The organism is Paraburkholderia sp. UCT2, assembly GCF_014397665.1.
Lineage (GTDB): Bacteria > Pseudomonadota > Gammaproteobacteria > Burkholderiales > Burkholderiaceae > Paraburkholderia > Paraburkholderia tuberum.
Genome location: NZ_VZQO01000007.1, coordinates 110,784 through 129,689, shown reverse-complemented (window position 1 = coordinate 129,689; position 18,906 = coordinate 110,784). Strand labels below are relative to the sequence as shown.

The window sequence follows — 18,906 nt, the reverse complement described above, 5'->3', positions numbered from 1 at the left end:
GCCGCCGCCGCGCGTTAGCTGTGCGCCAGCGCGTGGCGGCGACCATCAGAGGCCAGCGGTCAGGCCACGAAACGACACTGGGAAGCGGCCGTACGCGTGTCCATATTGCGTCCGCGGTTCAAATGATCGTCAATTTCCGCAGCGCAGCCCAGCATGCGCGGATAGAGGAAGATCGTGAACGCGGCCGTTTCAAGGTCCGCCTCGCTGAACTCCCCGCGCTTGAGCGGCTGCCACAGCATCTTCAACAGCAACGCGGCAATCACGGCATCGACATTGACGCAATAGACATTGCGCGAGACACCTGCGTCGAACAAAGCCTGCACCAGCACACGGTAAAACGCATGAAACGCGTTGTACTCGCCGCGGGCTTCATAAAGGTTGGCGATGAAGATTTCCCGCGGGTCGTGGTTCACCGGCTTGTCTTTGAAGACCGGATGATTAACACCCGGAAGTTTCGCAATATCGAGGCTCCCCAACTGCTTCTGGCGCGTCTTGTACTGCGCGTATCGCTCGACGGAGCGCCGGGCGAGCGCTTCGAGGTCCACGGTATGACGAGCATCGGTCGGATCTTCAAGGCCGCTGCTGCTGAACACCTCGTTGAGGAACGCAATGCCTTCGTAGCCGTTGCCGCCATGCGTATATCCAGTGTGCGTGAGGAACCCCGCCAGAGCCTTGTTTAGCTGCACCCGTTCGGGACTTTCCGGGCCATCGGCAGATACCGCGCCCTTTGCGCCTTGCGCCGAAATGGCGCCGGGTCCGTTCGTGAGCAGCAAACCGACAAGGGTCTTGAACGCGAAAAGGTCGTCGACAGTCGGTTTCAGGTTTAGCAGCGCTGCGAAGGCGATTTCCGTCAGAGTGCGTTCGCCGAGTAATTCTTCGGTGGCGAAGCCGCAAAATCCGTCCGGGCCGTGCTGCGAGGCGTCCGCTGAGGCGCCGATCATGGTGCCGAAGAGCTTTGTCCACCACGGCAAGCTTTCTGCGGTCAGGCGGGAGATCCGCTTGCGCATGAGCGGGCCCCAGGCGAGTGTCGTCGTGATCGCCGCGAGTACTGCTTCCGGGCGCGGATGGCCCGGGCCACACGACAGCCATCGGATGATTGCGGAACTTACGCCGCGCGAGGCGAGCCCGCCCAGCATGGCTTGCGCCTCTGGATCGGCTTCATCGCAGAACAGCGCTGCAGTGTCCGCGGTGTGGACGGCCTCGACATCAAAGGTCTCGTCGAACGCGTCCGTGAGCCTGGCTGTCGCGAAGCCGTCGATCATCAGTGCTGCCGCCTCGCGCGCAGCACGCTGGCGATTCGGCCCGACGATCGCCGCCGCGGCCGCGAGCACGGCGTTGGGCGCATTGCCCGCCTCGCGCGAAGCCTGCGCGGCCGCCAGTTCTGGTGTCCCGTGCAGATTCACTGCAGCGCCAACAGCCACGTCGATGAGCTTTGTGTCGTTTGCCCCGCCGAACTCCCGCAACAGCGCGAGGCAGATGTTCTCCTCGAGCGAGTGCGTCGCTGCTTCGAGCATGGATACCCCGTGCAGGCTGCTCACCTGCGTTTTTGCGTCCATCTGCGAGGCGCCCGAAGCGTCCTTCAAGGGTTGGCGCGGCGGGATTGCGCCGATCTGGCTGTTCGCCCGCGTAATCTGTTCGTTGTACGGCGCGACTGCTTCCACGACCGGCAGGGCGAGGTAGTCTGGCAGTTCGATCCCCTGATCCGAGCCAAACCACGGTTTGAGCGAGAGGCTGCCTTCCGGCTCAAAGTCGGGCATCGTCGCGTTCGCGCGCATCACTGCGGTGAGCGCGGCGGGAATGTGCGCGATGTTTGTCACAACGGCGCCCTTCACCGAGCAGCATGGATCGTCCGGCGTAAAAAGACGCTCGACGCCGAACTTCTCCATGAACCAACGCTCCTTTGCAAGAGCATCGTCGGCGCCGCCCGCCATTGCGCCCGCATGCCCCACCGCGCGCGTCAGACGACTCTTCCAGCGACCTACCACGCAGGCAATGACGGGTTTCGTAAATGTGGCGTCGGCCTCGTAGTAGCCGCCCGGCTCACAGTACAGTACGGCAGCCTTGCTGCGCGCGTCGTTGGCGAGGGCAAAGGCGAACTCCGGCGCCGCATAGTGGATGTAGACGTCCTTGCCGCTGGATACGACGGTCGATGTACCCCAGCCGCTCATGCGCAGATATTGCGCAATGGTGGTGCTAAACCCGCCCGAGTTGGAAAAGATCGCGATCGAGCCCCGCCGCAAAGTTGCGCCGGGATCATCGCCGCCGAGCGCACCCCCGATGCGCACCCGCTGCCAGGAGTCCGCGACGCCCAGCCCGTTAGCGCCAAAAATGTCGATGCCTGCTTGCTGGCCCATCGCGCGAATTTCCCGGGCGTCGTGCACGGAGATCTTCTCCGTAATGATAAAAATCTTGCGCAGATCGGGATTGACGCGGATCAGTTCGGCCACCCCATCGCGCGCGGCCGACGGCGGCAGATAGACGACGCCGCAATTGAAACGATGCCCGGCTTCGAGGCCTTCGCGCACGTTGTTATAGACGGGGATGTCGCCGGCAGGCGTCACGAGCACCTGCCCGCGCTTGCCAGGCGCGGTGCCGAATACGATATTCCCACCGGAAAACGCGTGGCTCACCGGCGTCACGTCCGACGACTCGCCGCCCAGAATGTTGAGCACACAAACGCGGTCCTCGCGCGTGACTATTTGTGCAAGCGACTGGATGCCGACGAAATACCTGAAATGATTATTGCCTTGCTTGACCATGTCGATCTCCTTACGCCTTTGCCGTATCCGCCTGCGGTTGCGTCTGACGCGCGCCGATGCGCGTTGCGACCTGCGCGCGTCCTCCCGATTGCATCCACGCATCGGCCTTCCGTGCGTACTGGATCACTTCGCTGATGTCGGAGTCAAAGCCGAACAGGCGATAGGGAAGGCCGAGCGAATCACAGGTGTCGCGCAGTGCCGACATGCCACGAACAAGGTTTGGACCGCCGCGCCCAAGGACGACATAAAGCGGGGTGGGACCGTGCTCGCTGAAGTGCTCGCGTAGCGCATCGGCCATCGCGCGCAGTGTTTCGTAGATATCGGTGTTGTTGGACTTGCCGCCAATGATGAACAGTACGTTGGACTGCTTCAGCCAATGTCGGAAGCAGATGCGCGCCACTTCCTTCATTTTTTCGTAGGGAGGATTGCCGCCGAAATCCGAAGAGATGATGGCTGCGTCGCCCAACATCTCCGTGACGAGCGAGTTGGCCCCGCCGCCGAACGTGGGCGCGAGGATCGTTCCCTTGTCATTGATCACATAGACATCGCTTTGACCCTGGTGCGTGCGAAGCTGGTTGATCTCCTGCTCGAAGTCTGAGTAGTCGGCAGCGAACAGGTGAGCAGGCAGGCCGAGGCGCGAGAAGCGCGGGTCGTCACGGTCGAACCCGCACTTGAAGTCGCAGGCCACGGGTGTGAGCCGACCGTTCTTGTCCTCGCGCATGCGGATCGGATTCAGCTCGAGCGTCGTCATGCCGAAGTCGTGAAAGAGCTCCCAGAGCTTCGGCAATTGCTGCACGAGTGGGGAAATGATCTCGCGCGGCGCGCCGATCTCGCTCAACGCATTCGCGACGACGAACGCCTTCAGGCCGGTCAATGCATCAAAGGGCACCATTGCGACGTGCTTTGGATCGACCTCTTCGATGTCCATGCCACCCGCGTGCGACAGCGTCATGGTGGGAGCGCGAAAGCGGGTGGAATCGGTGATCGAGAAGTAGACTTCATGTTTGGCCGGTACGCCTGCTTCGAACGTGACGCCGTTCGCCTTGGCCCTCACATGACCCACGACGTGCTCGGCGAAGTACAGCCGCTCTTTCTCGGCGAGCGCCGTCTTGAGATCTGTCGCGCGCCCGAGCAACCCGGCCTTGCCCTTCTTGCCCACGCCGCCCTTGAATACCGGCTTGATAAAGACCTGCCCGTGGCGGTCGATCAGCGACTTTATCTCCTCTTCGCTGGCGCTCGGCCCCAGCACTTCGCTGGCCGGGAATCCGACGAATTGCAATAGGCGCGCGCCGTGCAACATTCCGGTGATCTGCATATGAGTGTCTCCTGAAATTCAAGGCAATGACGAATGAAGCAGGTACTGAGTTCGCTTAGCTCGCTGCGGAAGGCGCGAAATGCTCGTCTGCCGTGGACTCGCTTGAAAGCGGCGGCAAGATTCACAACGCGAGGTGGGTCATGCGAGATGGGCATCGGCTACCGTTGGCGGCACCCGTGACCGGGTTGCACTGGAATGCGGCGAAACGCTGTTCTGCGTTTCGCGCCTGTCTCCGATGCGTTCTCTGTCGACGCGTTTATGAACTTCTTGAGCATCGATATTTGCTCAAGACGCCCCGAACGAGAAGTGCAATTTTTTGAAGCATTGATGTTCAACGGTTATCAATATCGTCGAACGCCGTTACATTGCGGCGACAAGTGCTGCTTTCATGGTGGGCCTCACGGCGATGTTCAGGATTGCGCAGGGAACTGGCCGAACTGAAGGAACAGGCCGAACCAGTCCTCCATGTGCCACGTGGTGGTCATGCGCTTGAAATTTCGGCGAAAGCTCTAACCGGTCGACTTCGCAACTCAACCCAGTCGCACGCGGCCAGCTTTACCGTCGGCATCGTTGGGTGCAACTTTCTTGATGTCACTTCCGACCCAACGCTCTTCAGAAGATTTCAGATGCGATCGCATCGCCGCTTCTGCAGCAATAGGGTCTCCTGCTTGCAGTGCATGCAGAACATTTTCGTGCTCTTCAACCGCAGCCATCCATGTGGCCGTATTTTCGACGAGTTCGCTAATCCTCGCCCCGATCGGATCGCGCCTCGCGTCAAACAGATCGGCCACATACCGGCTCAACACCGTATTGCCGGCCGTTTCGGCGATGATCAGGTGGAATTGCCGGTCCGGTTCCACAGGAGATTTGCCGGCAGAGGCGAGGCGATGCATCGCATCCAAGCTGCGCCGCAACCGGTCCAGAGAGCCGGCCGTAAGCCGCGTGCTGGCGAGCACGACGAGGCTGCCTTCGATTACGGCCCGGGCCTGCATGATTTCCGTCGGACTTTCGCCTAATACAGCCAGTGACCCTTCACGTTCGTTTGCGGTTTCGAGCACATAGACGCCCGAACCCATGCGGGTCTCGACGCTGCCGCCGATTTCCAGTGCGATCAACGCCTCGCGCAGAGACGGGCGCGAAACACCCAGTTGCTGCGACAACTCGCGCTCCGGCGGCAGTCTCGACCCCGGCGGGAAATCCCCTCCGTGGATGAGGCCGCGAATCTGGTCGGCGACTAATTGGTAAAGCCGCTTTGGCTCGGTCTGTTTCATTTTGCTGCCGGAAGGATAAATGGCCCGGGTCGTCTGTCGACCAGCGATCAAAGTCTACCACGCAAGCCTGACAAGGTTTTCAGCGCATTTCGCAGGAACAGTTCGGGTTTGCCCTTGGTAAGGCCAGAAGAAGTATCTTGCAAATTGGCTTGACCAAAATCGCCGTTTATTCTTTAATCTGCATCAGATTGGCCTGACCGACGGCAGCGCCTCTACACAAAAGAAGGAGACACGTGTGACAGATCTGAGCACTGACCTGGCCCCGCGCGTGGTGGACGGCTTCGCGTTAAAGGAACCCCCGGAGCTATTGAAACTGAGCGGACTGGGCAAGCGGTTTCCCGGTGTCGTTGCACTGGAGGACGTGCACTTCCAATTGCGCCGTGGCGAAGTGCACGCGATTTGTGGCGAAAACGGCGCTGGCAAGTCGACCCTGATGAAAATCGTCAGCGGGCAATACCAGCCGGATGCCGGCACGATCGTTTTTCGCGGCATGGAAAGGCGGTTCGCGTCCTCACTCGAGGCACAGGAAGCAGGCATTGCGATCATTCACCAGGAACTGAACCTGGTGCCGCACCTGTCGATTGCGGAAAACATCTACCTGGCACGCGAGCCCAAACGCGGGCCGTTCATCGATCGCGCACGACTGAATGGGAACGCCCAGCGCGCGCTCGCCCGCATTGGATTGTCGTTGCCGCCCACGAGGCTGGTGGGGACGCTGTCGATCGCCCAGCAACAGATGGTCGAAATCGCCAAGGCGCTCTCGCTCGACGCCCAGGTGCTGATCATGGACGAACCCACTTCGTCGCTCACGGAATCCGAAACCATGCACCTGTTCCGGATCATCAAGGAGTTGCGCGAGAGCGGGGTCGGTATTGTCTACATCTCTCATCGTCTCGATGAACTGAAGCAGATTGTCGACCGCGTGACGGTGCTGCGCGACGGGCACCACATTTCAACCGACGATTTCGCGGCGACCAGCATGGATGAGATCGTTGCGCGAATGGTCGGCCGGGCGCTGAACGATGCGTACCCGCCGCGCCGCTCGGTCCCGACGCAGGACGTGCTGCTGCGGGTCGGCAATCTGTCGCGCGCACCGGCATTTGGGCCGGTTTCGTTCGAACTGAGGCGAGGCGAGATTCTCGGCTTCGCCGGTTTGATGGGCGCAGGCCGGACCGAAGTGGCACGGGCGATTTTCGGCGCTGACCAACCGGACGGTGGCGAGATTCATATGGGGAGCGAGCGCGTCTCGATCCGCTCGCCTATCGATGCGATTCGCCACGGTATCGCGTATCTGTCGGAAGACCGCAAGAGCGACGGCCTCGCGCTGAAGATGCCGGTCGCGACCAACATCACGCTGGCCAATATCGAGGCGGTGTCGGGTCGCGCCGGCTTCATTCGTTTCGCCGAAGAAGCGGCCATCGCACAGCGTTACGTCGAAACGCTCGGGATCCGCACGCCGACCGTCCATCAACTCACGCGCAACCTGTCCGGCGGCAATCAGCAGAAGGTTGTCATCGGCAAATGGCTGTTTCGCGAATCGAAGATTCTGTTTTTCGACGAGCCCACGCGCGGGATCGATGTCGGCGCGAAATACGCGATCTACACGCTGATGGACCAGCTCGCCGCGCAGGGCATCGGCGTTGTGCTGATCAGTTCGGAATTGCCTGAAATTCTCGGCATGTCCGATCGCGTCGCAGTATTCCACGAAGGCCAGATCGCCACGATCCTGGAGACGCGCCACACCAATCAGGAAGAAATCATGCACTTCGCATCGGGACGAAATCATGCTTGAAATAACAACCGAACAGACCACTACTGTCGACACCAGCGCGAAGCTCCGGCGTCGCGACCTGATTCAGAAATTTGCCGCGCTCGGCAGTCTGATCATGCTGGTGGCCGTCTTTTCATTGACCAGTTCCGCTTTCTTCTCGGTCGACAATGGCATGACAGTGGCCTTGCAGGTGACGTCGATTGCCTATCTCGGCGTGGCGGCAACCTGCGTGATCATTACGGGCGGAATCGACCTGTCCGTGGGTTCCGTACTCGCGCTGTCTGGTGTGGTCGCCGCGTTGCTCGTCAAGGCTGGCGTGCCGATTCCTCTCGGCATGCTCGGCGGCGTCGTGGTGGGTGGCCTGTGCGGATTCGTTAATGGCCTGTGCGTCACGCGTATGGGTCTGCCGCCTTTTATCGCCACGCTCGGCATGATGCTGGTCGCGCGTGGTCTCGCGCTTCAGATCACTGGCGCGCGCCCGGTTTCGGGACTCGGCGACGCGTTCGGCGAACTCGGAAATGGCGCGTTGTTCCGCATCTCGCATATCGGTGCAGACGGGTTCCCCGATACGGTATTTCCGGGGATCCCGTATCCCGTGATCATCATGGTCGTGCTGGCGGTGGCCGTGTCGATCATGCTGACGCGCACCTCGCTTGGCCGCCACATCTACGCAGTCGGATCGAATGCCGAAGCCGCGCGGCTCTCCGGCGTCAATGTCCGCCGCGTCACCTTGTTTACCTATGTGCTGTCCGGCGTGCTCGCCGGTCTGACGGGCTGCGTGCTGATGTCGCGCCTCGTCACGGCGCAACCGAACGAAGGCGTCATGTACGAGCTCGATGCGATCGCCAGCGCCGTGATTGGCGGGACCTCCCTGATGGGCGGTGTAGGCACGATCTCCGGTACGGCCATCGGTGCGTTTGTGATCGGGGTGCTGCGCAATGGTCTGAACATGAACGGCGTATCGAGTTTCATCCAGCAAATCATCATCGGACTGGTCATTCTCGGCACGGTCTGGATCGACCAGGTCAGAAACCGTCGATGAAGCACATCGAATGAAGCCATTCGAGAAGTCCAACAAAGCAGTGCAATCACCAACCCAAGGAGTGAGACATGAGGAAGACGTATCTGGTATTGGCCGCCGCACTTTTGACCGCAGTGACGGCGCACGCGAATGCGGCGGGCGGAGAGATCGCCGTGATCGTCAAGACGGCCAACTCGAATTATTGGCAGAACGTGCAAAAGGGTGCAACGGAGGGCATGAAAGGGCTGAACGGCTACACGATGACGTTTCAGGGACCGGCGACCGAGTCAGCCGTGGCGGACGAGGTCAATATGGTCGAGAACGCGGTGAACCGGCATGTCGCGGCGATCGTGCTCGCGCCGTCCGATCCCGACGCGCTGATCCCGGCAATGAAGAAGGCCTGGGAGGCAAAAATTCCGGTCGTCCTGATCGATTCGCTCGTGTCCGATTCCGGCAAGCAGTATTACCAGTCGTTTCTCTCGACCGATAACGTCAAGGCCGGTGAGTTGTGCGCGAAAGCGATGATCGACCGTGTCGGACAGACGGGGAAAGTCGCTGTGATGTCGTACGTCGCCGGCGCCGGTTCCGAGATTGGCCGCGTGGGTGGGTTCCGGAAGTATCTCGCGCAGCACTCGAAGCTGCAGGTTGTCGGACCGTTCTACTCGCAGTCGCAGATGGCAACCGCGCTCAATCAGACGACCGACGTGCTGTCGGCCAATCCGGATCTGAAAGGCATCTTCGGTGCGAATGAACCGACTGCTGTGGGAATGGGGCGCGCGTTGGCGCAGTCCGGGAAAGCCGGCAAGATCGTCGCGATCGGCTTTGACGGCAATCAGGACCTCCAGGGCTTCATCAAGGACGGAACCATCCAGGCCATCGCTGTCCAGGGCTCGTATCAGATGGGCTACAAGGGTGTCAAAACGGCGGTGGATGTCATCGAACACAAGCCGGTTACGAAGCAACTGGATACCGGTGTCGTGATGGTCGAGAAGGACAACATCGATCAGCCCGCCGCGAAGAATGTCTTGTATTGAAGCGCGATGCGGACGACGCCAGACGGCGTTGTCCGCCCTTGAGTCCAGCGCTACTCAAGACGCGCTGTGAAGCGTTGAACATCCAGCAATGAATCCCTGGGAACGGAATTCCTGATGAAAGCAAGTGATCTGCGTGAGGTGTCGCGTGCCGGGGTGCAATTGAGCGCACTGGGTATGGGCTGTTCGCAACTTGGCGGTTTGTATCGCACGATGCCGCCGGAACAGGCGCGCGCGCTGATGGACGAAGCATGGTCGCTCGGTCTGCGCTATTTCGACACTGCGCCGTTCTACGGCTACACGCTTTCGGAACGCCGCGTGGGCAACGCGTTGTCAGCGCGGCCACGCGACGAGTTCGTGCTGAGTACGAAAGTCGGCAGGCTTCTTCGGCCGGATCCGACTGTTCAATGCGGCGACGACGGCTGGGCTGAGCCGCTTCCTTTCCGGCCGCACTACGACTACAGCTTCGACGGCGTCATGCGGTCTTTCGAAGACAGCCAGCAGCGTCTCGGTATTGCGCAGATCGATCTGCTGTATGTGCATGACATCGGTCGAATGACACATGGGGATGCAAACGTCGAATTCTGGAAACAGCTGACAGAAGGGGGCGGTTTCCGCGCGCTCGACACGCTGCGCAACGCGGGGGTGGTCAAAGCCATCGGCCTCGGCGTGAACGAGTGGCAGGTCGCGCATGAAGCCATGCAGGAATTACAGCTCGATGTGACGTTACTGGCGGGCCGCTATACCCTCCTCGAGCAGGATTGTCTCGCGCCGTTTCTCGACAATTGCGTACGGTATGGGAATTCGATCGTGGTCGGCGGTGTGTTCAATTCTGGCGTGCTGGCAGGTAACGGCAAGTTCAATTACGGGGACGCCCCCGCCGGTGTCGTGTCGCGCGTCAACCGGCTGGCTGAGGCTTGCCGCGAATTCGAGGTTCCGCTACCCGCTGCGGCACTGCAGTTTCCGCTTGCGCATCCTGCGGTTGTGTCGTGCGTGGTGGGCGCGCGCAGTGTCGAACAGCTTCAGCAGAACGTCGCGTGGTTTGAGCAGGCGCTGCCAGCCGGATTGTGGCAGGAGCTGAAGTCGGACGGTCTGATCGCGGACACCGCACCTTTGCCCGAGGTGGTCGAGTGAGCCTGCGTATCGACGCACATCACCATTTCTGGCACCTCGCGACACATTTCGGCGACTACGCCGGTTGGCTTGCCGCCTGTGAAGATTACTGTGACCGGTATGCGGGCGATGAGGACAAAGACGCTGTATTCGGCGGCAACGCTTATCGCTTCTACCGGCTCGAAGAATAGGGAGAGTGTAGTGCAACGAATGGGAATGGTCATCGGTATCGATCCGCGGCACATCGACGAATACAAACGCTTGCATGCGCAGGTGTGGCCGACGGTGCTCGATCGCCTGAAACGCTCGAATGTCACCCGCTACTCGATTTTCCTGCGGGAGCCCGAGAACCTGTTGTTTGGTTACTGGGAATACGTCGGAACTGACTATGAAAGCGATATGGCCGAGATTGCGAGCGACCCGGAAACACAACGTTGGTGGAGCCTGTGCAGCCCGTGCCAGAAACCGTTGGTGAGTCGTGCGCCGTCGGAACACTGGGCACAGATGGAAGAAGTCTTTTACCTCGAATAGCGTTGTCTCGACACGGCACTCGTTTGACCTCGCCATGAAGAAACAAATTAACCGGGCTCGCATCGAAACCGCACTATGGCTTCGCGGGTTCTGTAGCTGAAAAAGGAAACCTCATGCTCACTATTATTTGTGAAACTCCCGGCGTACTACGCGCTGAGACGCGCTCACGGCCACCGCGCGATCGCGGCGAAGTGTTGCTGCGCGTGCGACGCGTCGGCGTATGCGGCACCGACCTGCACATCTTTACCGGCAATCAGCCATTTCTCGCCTACCCCCGCGTGATGGGACACGAACTGTCAGGGACGGTCGAAGAAGCCGACACGGATTCCGGCCTGGACGCCGGCGACCCGGTCTACGTGATGCCCTACCTGTCATGCGGTCAGTGCATTGCGTGCAGGAACGGAAAAACGAACTGCTGCGTGAACATTCAGGTATTGGGCGTGCATCGTGATGGCGCATTGACGGAGTATCTAAGTTTGCCGCGTCAGTTCGTTCACAAGGCTGAAGGAATCACGCTCGATCAGGCGGCAATGATCGAGTTTCTCGCCATTGGCGCGCACGCGGTTCGTCGCGCGGACGTTCAGGCGGGACAGCGCGTGCTGGTAGTCGGTGCAGGTCCGATCGGTATGGCCGCAATGATCTTTTCACGTCTGCGCGGGGCCACGGTGACGGCGCTCGATACACGGCTCGATCGTCTCGACTTCTGCGCTGAGAAAATTGAAGTGGCGGCTACTGTGCAAATCGGTGATACCGACGTCGCCGAGCTGGCGAAACTCACCGACGGCGAATTCTTCGATGTGGTCTTCGATGCGACGGGTAATCCGGCTGCCATGGAGCGTGGCTTTGAGTTTATTGCGCACGGCGGGAAATACGTGTTGATTTCCGTGGTGAGAGACAAGATCACTTTCTCCGATCCGGAGTTCCACAAGCGCGAAGCCACCTTGATCGGAAGCCGCAATGCGACTGCGGAAGATTTCGAAACTGTGCTCAGGGCCATGCGTGCCGGTCAGGTGCCCGATGCGGCACTCAACACGCACCGGATGAAGCTTGCCGATGTTCCTGCCGAATTTTCGAAACTGCTCGAACCGTCCGCAGGTGTAGTGAAAGCCATCATCGAATGCTGACTCTGACGCATATCGGATATTTGCCATGAGCCAGCCAATTCTCCAGTTCGGCACTAGCCGCTTTCTTCAGGCGCATGTCGACCTGTTTGTTTCGGAAGCCATGACGCGGGGTGCCGCGCTCGGTGGCATTACAGTCGTGCAGACCACCAGCAGCGAGTCCAGTCAGAAGCGTATTGCAGCGCTGGCAGAGGGCGGGGGATATCCGGTACGGGTTCGAGGTATGCGTCACGGCGTGCTGGTGGACGAGATGCTGAGCGGCAACGCGGTGCGCGTAGCATGGCACGCCGAGTCTCATTGGGCACAAGTGCGAGACGCCGTGGCAGAGCACGTCGAAGTGATTGTTTCCAATACGGGAGACAGGGGATTCCGGCTTGATGACCGAGATACCGCGACGCTCGTGAATCATCCGGAGCGCGTGCCACAGAGCTTTCCGGCCAAGCTGCTGGTGTTGCTTCATGCCCGTTGGGAACGAAACCCTGATGCGCCGCTTTCCCTTTTTCCATGCGAACTCGTGGTCAATAACGGCGATACGTTGCGCGAACTTGTCGTGACTCTCGCGGTAAAGTGGCGGCTGCCGGAGCCGTTCACTACCTACCTTCGAACGCGTTGCATATGGGCCAATTCGCTCGTCGACCGCATCGTTTCGCAGGCGATCGAACCGGTGGGCGCCGTTGCCGAACCGTATGCGCTCTGGGCGATTGAGCAGCAGCCGGGGCTGGTTCTACCCTGCACCCATGAAAACATCGTTTTGACTGACGATCTGCAGCACTTCGAGCGCCTGAAGTTGTTCCTGCTCAATCTCGGTCACAGCTATCTGGCGGAGCGGTGGCTAGAGGACCGCCGACCGGTTGACGAGACCGTATGTCAGGCAATGAACGACCCGATACTACGCGCCAGTCTGGAAACTGTCTGGGCGGAAGATGTGCTCCCGACATTTGCGGTCCTCGGTCAGCGCGAGCAGGCTCTCGCCTATCTCGTCGAGTTACGCGAGCGCCTACTCAATCCGTTTCTTGAGCACCGGATAGCGGACATCGCGCAGAATCACACAGAAAAATTGCAGCGGCGTTTTCTGCCGCTCGTGCAACTTGCCGACAAACTCGGCGTGAAGCCTGGACCGCTGCGAATACGCGCGATGCTGGAGCGCGTCGCATGTCGTTTGCCTTGACGTTCTTCACGTCCTGATAGACGTACGACGCGATTATCGACCGGTCCCGCGTTACATTTCCGACGTCGGCCCTCGTATGCCAGTGCTCGAACAGATCCGGGGCGATTTCATGACAACGACCTCAGGGGCAACACCACGGCGCGCTTTTCAAAACCGATTCCCAGCGCAAATTCGGGAATAATCGGACGCCCAATAAAAAGCAAACGTTTGACTGACCGTATTTAACATTTAAAACGCTTAACTTTGCTCTGGAATAGCCGATATATAGATTGGAATTATTTGGGGCCGCGCATTAAGTTCCGCTGTACAATGCGCCGCTCATCCTGAGCGAAAGGGTATCTCATGAGTTACACGCTCGTACCGCAGCGGCGGGGCTCTCAGTTGCCTTGGCTGAAAAAATAAGACCTGGGCGCGGCTCTCCTGAAGAGGTCTCTAAAGGGCGAGTGTATCAACGGTGCCGCCTCACGATTTGGGAATTATTATGGCGGACGCAATGATGTAACGAATAATGGTTATCCTGATTCCGTAAGTAAAAATTACAGCAGATTGCCCGACCGGTACGCGGTGCAGTCTGCAACAAACAATATGGCCAGTTCGACGGGGATGGCGTATGAGCAGTGCATCAGACATTTCGAATCTCTTCCGGATGTTGGGCGTGAGCCCGTCGCATTATCAAGAAATAGAAAGAATAGAGCAGGGGCAAGGTTCGCGTGGGCGTTGGTCCATGCAGACCACCTCGTCGCCAGGGGACACGACCCGGGACGACTCGGCTCGCGAGGCTGAAGCCGTTCTTCCCACCGATGTGACTGAAGTGGCGCCCGCCGCGCCGCCCCAGCTGATTGCGCCAGCCGTCCCCGCTGCCGTGTCCGGATCTCTTCCGGTATTGCAAGCCGCCCCCGAACAGCCGGTCCTTCAGTTCAATCCCGAACCTGTCACCGCTCCTCAACAGCCGGACTCTCTGAGCGCCGTGTTTGCGCGCCTGCGGGAACGGAGCGAGCCTCAAGAAGGTGTTCCGCAACGCCAGACGTCATGAACTTCGTCACAGTCTTTTCCGTCAATGACGGCCTGGTCAAAACCACGGTGGCCGCGAACCTGCGCGTCGTGCCGAACCGGCGCACGCGCTAGAAGACCTTTCCATGGCACAGATCAAACGTAGGCTGAGCAAGACGGAGCAGCGGCGGCAAACGCGCAACACGGACCAGAGTGACGATGCCGGAAGTTGGGACGACAAACTTCTGGAAGCGGGGACACCGCTATGGGCGTCGAGCTGGCTGCGGCTGGCAGTGACGCTATTGGCCGCGCTGTTGTTCACTTCTGCCATGACGGTCAATCTGGCCGTGTCGAAGCAATGGACGTTTGGCATCCTTTGCATGGTCGTCGCGGTTCTGCTGAACCGCATTCGCGGCAGGATCATCACGGTGTCCCTGGTGGCATTGTCGGTGTTTATGTCCTTGCGCTACCTGTACTGGCGCGTGACGCAGACGCTGTCCTTTACCACCTCGCTCGACATGACCTTTGGCTGCCTTCTGCTGCTGGCCGAAGGGTACGCGGTGCTCATGCTGTTGTGCAGCTACTTTCAGACGCTCTGGCCTCTGCATCGCCGGCCTGCGCGATTGCCGGCCGATAGCTCGGCATGGCCGACGGTGGATGTGTACATTCCCACGTTCAATGAGCCGCTGCAGGTCGTGCGGCAGTCGGTGCTGGCCGCCACGCTGCTCGACTGGCCGGCCGACAAGCTGCGCGTGTATGTGCTGGACGACGGCCGTCGTGACGAATTCCGGCAATTCTGCGAGCAGGCTGGCGTGGATTATCTGACCCGGCCGGACAACGCGCATGCCAAAGCAGGCAATCTCAACGCGGCACTCTCCAGGACGAGCGGCGAGTACATCGCAGTGTTCGACTGCGATCACGTCACCACGCGCTCGTTCCTGCAGGTCTGCATGGGTTGGTTCCTGAAAGATCCGAAGATGGCCATGGTGCAGACGCCGCACGTCTTCTACTCGCCCGATCCGTTCGAGCGCAACCTCGAAACCTTCCGCAAGGTGCCCAACGAGGGTGACCTGTTTTACGGTGTGCTGCAAAACGGCAACGACTTGTGGAATGCCGCTTTTTTCTGCGGTTCCTGCGCGGTGCTGCGGCGTTCGGCGTTGGAGGATGTAGGCGGCGTGGCGACGGAAAGTGTCACGGAAGATGCGCTCACCGCGCTCAAGATGAGCACGAGGGGCTACAACACGGCCTATCTCGCCATCCCTCAGGCAGCGGGTCTCGCCACCGAGAGTCTGGGGCGTCACGTCGGTCAGCGCATACGCTGGGCACGAGGCATGGCGGAAATATTCCGTCGCTTCAACCCGCTGTTGATCGCCGGGCTAACACTGCCTCAGCGTCTGTGTTACCTGAGCGCGATGATGCACTTTTTCTTCGGCTTGCCGCGCATCGTGTTTCTGATCACACCGATGGCGTATCTGTTCTTTGGCGCGCACGTCTTTCATGCTTCCGCGCTGATGGTGCTGGCCTATGTCGTGCCGCACCTCGTGATTTCGAGCCTCGGCGCCTCGCGCATTCAAGGGCGTTTCCGACATTCGTTCTGGAGCGAAGTCTACGAAACGGTACTGGCCTGGTACGTGATTCTGCCCGCGTTGCAAGCCGTACTCTTTCCAGGCAGCAAAGGCTTCAACGTGACGTCCAAAGGCGGGGTGATCCGTCAGTCCTTCCTGGACTGGGCGATGGCCCGGCCCTACATCGTTCTGCTGCTCATCAATCTGACCGGATTCATGGTGGGTGTCGCAGGTCTGATCCGCAGTCCGGGCTGGCCCGAAGCGACGAGCATTCTGTTCAACCTGGTATGGGTAACCTACAACATCATGAACCTCAGCGCGGCCGCGGGGGTAGCGAGCGAATCGAGACAGCTGCGTCTCGCTCCGCGGGTCCAGATCGAACTGCCGGCCGCCGTGATTCACGCCGACGGAACTCGCATCGACTGTCAGACCAGCGACTATTCGCACGGTGGTCTGGGGCTGGTGCTGCCTGAGGGCGCACCGTTGCCGGAGCACGGCGATCGCATCACGGTGGCGGTGTTGCGCGACGACTACGAGGACGTTTTCCCGGCCGAAGTGCAGGTGTGCCGCGGACGCACCATCGGCGTGAGTTTTCCGACCCTGACGATCGCTCAGGAGCGCGCCTGGATAGGGGCGACGTTTTCGCGCGCCGACAGCTGGATCGCCTCATGGGGCAGCTATCGTCCCGACAGGCCGCTGCGAAGCCTGTTCGAGGTGCTCGGCGTCGGCATGCGCGGCTTCGGGGAGTTGTTCCGGCATCTGTTCCTGGGTGGGCGTGAGCGCCTTGGCCGTTCGTCCGCAGACCCGGCAAGCGACTTGGGAACAAAGCAATCGTGAGTGTCGGCTACCTGTCGCTTTTGCGCTCCTTGACGAGCGCGCGCCGGTTGGGCGCGGTGTTGTGTTCGGTCCTGTTGCTCGGAGCGGGCGACGTGCTGGCCGCGACGGTGCCGGCAGCATCGTTCGCATCGCAGGCGTCTACGCCGGCGATGCCCGCGTCGGCTGTCCCGGTCGATGCCGTGCGGCAAAGCCCGCACCCGGAACTCAGCGCGGCGGCGCCGGCCGACGCGTATACCTACCGGATTCCGCTGCTGCGGCAAAGCACGGAGCAGGGATTGACCTTGCTCGGCGAGGATGCCTATGCGGGCATGGACTTCGGTTTGCGCCGCGACGAGCGCGTGGTCAGCGCGCGGCTCGTGCTGGACTACAGTTACTCGTCCACATTGCTGCCTGCGCTCTCGCATCTCAAGGTGTTGCTCAACAGCGTCGTGGGGGCGACCGTAGCGTTGCCCGAACCGGCGCCGCGGACGCCGGCGCATATCAGTGTGGATCTGCCGGTGTCGCTGCTGTCCGGGTTCAACCAGCTCACCCTCGAGTTGATCGCGCATAGCAAGGCGAGCGATCAGGGCAACAATCCGCTGAGTTCCGACCTGTGGCTGAAGCCCGGGCCGGACAGTGCGCTGGAACTGACCGTGGTTCCGGCGACCCTGTCCAGTGACCTGTCGCAACTGCCCGCGCCGTTCCTCGACGTGCGCGATGTGCGCAGGGTGGACCTGCCCGTCGTGCTGCCGCAAGCGCCTCGCGCGCAGCGCCTCGAATCGGCCGGTATCGTGACCTCGTGGCTGGGTGCGCAGGCGGGCTATCGCGGTGCGCACTTCTCCGCGAGCCTGGGTGCGATACCCGCGCACGGACATGCGGTGGTGCTCGCGCTGCCGGGCGAGGTGCCGGGCTTGACCCTGCCTGCGGTGGAAGGGCCGATGCTGGCCATCGTGCCCAACCCCAATGACGCTAACGGCAAGCTGCTGCTGGTCATGGGCCGCAACGACGCGCAGATCCGCGAGGCCGCGACCGCGCTGGTGCTTGGCGCGAAGACGCTGTCGGGCTCTCGGGTCGAGATCGACGCCCCGGTTTCCGTTGTGCCGCGCAAGCCTTATGACGCACCCAACTGGCTGCCGGGTGACCGCCCGGTGCAGTTGGGCGAGATGCTATCGGCGGACCGCTTGACGGTGCAGGGCTTTCGCCCTGGGGCGATCAATGTGGACCTGCGTCTGCCGCCGGGTCTGTTCGGTTTTGACAACAGCGGCGCGGTGCTGAACCTGCATTACCGTTATACGGCCCGTCCGGCGTCAACGCGCTCGGAGCTCGGTGTGCTGGCCGGCAACACGCCCCTGCAGACCTTGCCGCTGACAGGCGACGCGTCGGACGGTTATGCGGTGATACGCGTTCCGACCTATCTGCTGCCGTCGTTGACGACGCTGCAATTCGACTATCGCTACGAGTCCGTGGCGCCGCAAGACCACGTCGAGGATGTGCCCGGCGGCCCGCTCCTGAGCGCCGTCGATCCGACTTCGACGATCGACATTTCCCAACTGCCGCGTTACGCCGCCATGCCGGATCTGCGCGCCTTTGCAGACGCAGGCTTTCCGTTCACGCGGATGGCCGATCTGTCCGAGACGGCGGTGATCCTGCCCGCACAGCCGGTCGCTGGCGACTATTCCGCTTACCTGACGCTGATGGGCAGCATGGGTCAAACCACGGGTTATCCGGTACTGGGCGTGACGGTGGGCGATCCAGCGCAGGTTGACGCGCTGCGTCGCAAGGACCTGCTCGTGCTGGCGTCGGGCGATAACCAGCCCTTGCTCAAAGCATGGCGTGATGATCTGCCGCGCGGCTTCTTCGCTCCGGTTGCTTCATCGGACCGCTGGATCGCCGCGTGGTGGGAAAGGCTGACGGGTGGGCATACGCAGGCTGAACGCGAGGCCGCCATCGCCGCACTGTATAGCAGCGACGACCATGACGGCATGTTGGCGGGACTCGAGTCGCCGCTGGCTCGCGGCCGCAGCGCGGTGGTCGTAGCGGGCAATACGCCGGACGGTCTCGACGCTGTCGTGGACGTGCTGCAAGCCAACCGCTATCTCATCAGCAAGCGTCCGGACGACAAGATCAGCGGCAGCCTCGTGGTCGTACATGACGGCACGCTCACCACGCTGAGCAACGATCAAAGCTATTTCATCGGGTCCTTGCCGCCTGGGCTCGCGCTCGAATGGTTCTTCGCGAGCCACATCCTGCTGCTGCTCGTGGCGACGCTCGCCAGCGTCGTGCTCATAGGTTTGCTCGGCGGCGTGTTTCTGCACCGGCGTGCCCTGAATCGATTAGACCTGGATATTCCCCAGACATCGCAACGTGAAGAAGGACGAAGAGGTTCTCATGTTTAGAAGACGGCCTGACATCTCCCGGGCACGCCTTGCGCGTT

14 protein-coding genes are annotated in these 18,906 nt (G+C 60.9%); 11 read left to right on the top strand and 3 right to left on the bottom strand.

Going from position 1 to position 18,906, the window contains the following annotated elements; all coding sequences use genetic code 11:
* Nucleotides 1-59: 59 nt before the first annotated feature.
* From F6X39_RS08375 to F6X39_RS08365, 3 genes are all read right to left on the bottom strand, one after another.
* A complete protein-coding gene (locus tag F6X39_RS08375) occupies nt 60-2,759 on the bottom strand; it encodes a CoA-binding protein (protein WP_187616286.1) in 2,700 nt (899 codons plus the stop codon).
* 10 nt (nt 2,760-2,769) lie between these two features.
* Nucleotides 2,770-4,074 carry an ATP-grasp domain-containing protein gene (locus F6X39_RS08370; protein ID WP_187616285.1) on the bottom strand — a complete coding sequence of 435 codons (1,305 nt, stop codon included), beginning with the start codon at nt 4,072-4,074 and terminating at the stop codon, nt 2,770-2,772.
* A gap of 530 nt (nt 4,075-4,604) precedes the next feature.
* Nucleotides 4,605-5,345, bottom strand: a complete 741-nt coding sequence (locus F6X39_RS08365; RefSeq protein WP_187616284.1) for a FadR/GntR family transcriptional regulator — start codon at nt 5,343-5,345, stop codon at nt 4,605-4,607.
* A gap of 244 nt (nt 5,346-5,589) precedes the next feature.
* Here F6X39_RS08365 and F6X39_RS08360 point away from each other — a divergent pair, with 244 nt between their 5' ends.
* The 11 genes from F6X39_RS08360 to bcsB all read left to right on the top strand — a co-directional run bounded on the left by F6X39_RS08360 (nt 5,590) and on the right by bcsB (nt 18,868).
* The gene (locus tag F6X39_RS08360; RefSeq protein ID WP_262413680.1) at nt 5,590-7,137 is read left to right on the top strand and encodes a sugar ABC transporter ATP-binding protein; all 1,548 of its coding nucleotides are present in this window, start codon (nt 5,590-5,592) and stop codon (nt 7,135-7,137) included.
* Nucleotides 7,130-8,158 (top strand): ABC transporter permease, encoded by a 1,029-nt coding sequence (locus F6X39_RS08355; protein WP_184062789.1) that lies wholly within the window; start codon nt 7,130-7,132, stop codon nt 8,156-8,158. The genes F6X39_RS08360 and F6X39_RS08355 overlap by 8 nt, the downstream gene beginning before the upstream one ends.
* Nucleotides 8,159-8,226: 68 nt before the next feature.
* The gene (locus F6X39_RS08350) at nt 8,227-9,171 is read left to right on the top strand and encodes an ABC transporter substrate-binding protein (protein WP_187616283.1); all 945 of its coding nucleotides are present in this window, start codon (nt 8,227-8,229) and stop codon (nt 9,169-9,171) included.
* Between the two features lie 114 nt (nt 9,172-9,285).
* Nucleotides 9,286-10,302 (top strand): aldo/keto reductase, encoded by a 1,017-nt coding sequence (locus tag F6X39_RS08345; RefSeq protein WP_187616282.1) that lies wholly within the window; start codon nt 9,286-9,288, stop codon nt 10,300-10,302.
* Entirely contained in the window at nt 10,299-10,472 is a 174-nt protein-coding gene (locus F6X39_RS08340; protein WP_184031630.1) for a hypothetical protein, read from the top strand. The genes F6X39_RS08345 and F6X39_RS08340 overlap by 4 nt, the downstream gene beginning before the upstream one ends.
* A gap of 25 nt (nt 10,473-10,497) precedes the next feature.
* Nucleotides 10,498-10,812 (top strand): L-rhamnose mutarotase, encoded by a 315-nt coding sequence (locus F6X39_RS08335; RefSeq protein WP_222945151.1) that lies wholly within the window; start codon nt 10,498-10,500, stop codon nt 10,810-10,812.
* A gap of 113 nt (nt 10,813-10,925) precedes the next feature.
* Complete coding sequence (locus F6X39_RS08330) at nt 10,926-11,936, top strand: zinc-binding alcohol dehydrogenase family protein (RefSeq protein ID WP_187616280.1); 1,011 nt, start codon at nt 10,926-10,928, stop codon at nt 11,934-11,936.
* Nucleotides 11,937-11,961: 25 nt separating this feature from the next.
* On the top strand, nt 11,962-13,101 hold the full coding sequence (locus F6X39_RS08325; RefSeq protein ID WP_187616279.1) for a mannitol dehydrogenase family protein: 1,140 nt from the start codon (nt 11,962-11,964) through the stop codon (nt 13,099-13,101).
* A 610-nt stretch (nt 13,102-13,711) separates the two neighbouring features.
* Nucleotides 13,712-14,134: a BcsR/BcsP family cellulose biosynthesis protein gene (gene bcsR / locus F6X39_RS37575; protein ID WP_410449898.1), complete on the top strand. Its 423-nt coding sequence runs from the start codon at nt 13,712-13,714 to the stop codon at nt 14,132-14,134.
* Nucleotides 14,135-14,237: 103 nt separating this feature from the next.
* On the top strand, nt 14,238-16,493 hold the full coding sequence (gene bcsA / locus F6X39_RS08320) for a UDP-forming cellulose synthase catalytic subunit (protein ID WP_187616278.1): 2,256 nt from the start codon (nt 14,238-14,240) through the stop codon (nt 16,491-16,493).
* The gene (gene bcsB / locus F6X39_RS08315; RefSeq protein WP_316251668.1) at nt 16,490-18,868 is read left to right on the top strand and encodes a cellulose biosynthesis cyclic di-GMP-binding regulatory protein BcsB; all 2,379 of its coding nucleotides are present in this window, start codon (nt 16,490-16,492) and stop codon (nt 18,866-18,868) included. Before bcsA ends, bcsB begins: the two co-directional genes overlap by 4 nt.
* The last annotated feature ends 38 nt before the right edge of the window (nt 18,869-18,906 follow it).